The organism is Rhizobium sp. 16-488-2b (assembly GCF_017741815.1).
Lineage (GTDB): Bacteria > Pseudomonadota > Alphaproteobacteria > Rhizobiales > Rhizobiaceae > Rhizobium.
In genome coordinates this window covers 1-1581 of sequence record NZ_JAGHMF010000053.1, presented here as the reverse complement: position 1 = coordinate 1581, position 1581 = coordinate 1, and the positions used below count along the sequence as shown (strand labels likewise).

At 57.2% G+C, this 1581-nt stretch carries 1 protein-coding gene; it reads left to right on the top strand.

Features of this window, described 5'->3' with window-relative positions:
• Positions 1–80 precede the first annotated feature (80 nt).
• On the top strand, positions 81–1460 hold the full coding sequence (locus J5286_RS31060) for a transposase (protein ID WP_209193784.1): 1380 nt from the start codon (positions 81–83) through the stop codon (positions 1458–1460).
• The last annotated feature ends 121 nt before the right edge of the window (positions 1461–1581 follow it).

Here is a 1581-nt window from a genome sequence, read left to right as displayed (position 1 = left end):
GATACTGTTGAAAAACTGAGCGTTGTCGGCACCAGGCTGTCGTGATTCAATCGTCTTACTGATTTGCGGAGGATTGAGTGATGATGGGATGTCAGGCGGCTCCGGCGCAGCTCTTTTATGATTTCTGCATTGATGATCACGTCCCGGCCGAGCACCTGTTGCGTGGTATAGACCGTCATCTCGAACTCGATAGCGTTCGCGAACAGTTGAAGCCTTTCTATAGCAGCACTGGCCGTCCCTCGGTCGATCCCGAACTGATGATGCGGATGCTGATTGTCGGTTACGCAATGGGCATTCGTTCGGAGCGGCGGCTGTGTGAAGAGGTTCATCTCAACCTCGCCTACCGCTGGTTCTGCCGTCTCGGACTGAACGGCAAAGTGCCTGATCACTCCAGCTTCTCGAAGAATCGCCACGGCAGGTTTCGGCAGAGCGATATCTTGCGACACATGTTCGAAACGGTGGTGGAGCGATGCCTCGCTCAAGGATTGGTGGGCGCGGAAGGATTTGCCGTCGATGCCAGCCTTATAGCAGCGGATGCCAACAAACAGCGTTCGGTACCAGGTGCTGAGTGGGAGGCAAAGGAAGACGCTGGCCGTTCGGTACAAGAGTATCTAGCTGTTCTCGATGATGCCGCTTTCGGTGCTGCGTCGCCAGTGACGCCAAAGTTCATCTCCCCGTCTGACCCTGCCGCCCAATGGACCGGTGCTCACAAAGGCCATGCCTTCTTCGCCTACGCCACCAACTATCTGATAGACACCGATCATGGTGTCATTGTCGATGTGGAGGCGACGCGTGCGATCCGCCAGGCAGAAGTCGGGGCATCCCGCACCATGCTCGAAAGGACCGAGAAGCGCTTCGGCTTGCGGCCGGACTATGTGGCTGCTGACAGCGCTTACGGTTCCGCCGACAACTTGGCATGGCTGGTCAAGGAGAAGAAGATCGCGCCGCACATTCCGGTCTTTGACAAGTCGAACCGGACGGATGGGACCTTCTCACGTTCGGACTTCACCTGGGAAGCCGAGAACGAGCGATACATCTGTCCGGCCGGGAACGAACTGAAGCAGTTCCACCGCACTTACGATACGCCAAGATCGGGGATCACGGCCGAAGGCACACGGATTTATCGTGCCAGCAAAAAGGACTGTGATGTGTGTGACCTGAAACAGCGTTGTTGCCCTAACACGCCTATGCGCAAGGTGCCGCGCGATCTCAATGAGGATGCGCGCGATGCTGCTAGAGCGATTGCGGCCACACCAGCATATGAACTGTCGCGTCACCGCCGGAAGAAAGTCGAGATGCTCTTCGCGCATCTCAAACGCATTCTGCGGATGGCGCGTCTTCGGCTTCGGGGACCGTGTGGTGCGCGAGACGAATTCCTGCTTGCAGCCACCGCACAAAATCTAAGGAGATTGGCCAAACTCAGGCCGCAAACGCCAACGCATGCCGTCATCACCGCATGAAAGCGGCATGAATTGAGACCCTGCGCCGAGACGCGGGGTAGAAACGCATTGGCACTCCGCCCGGAAGGACCGAAATGGGCGGATGAGCAGTCGATCAAGCGGGTTTTTCAACGAAATCGGC

What these genes read in the sequence shown, in the direction of transcription:
- J5286_RS31060 (WP_209193784.1), top strand. Translation starts at nt 81, where the DNA reads ATGATGGGATGTCAGGCGGCTCCGGCGCAGCTCTTTTATGATTTCTGC.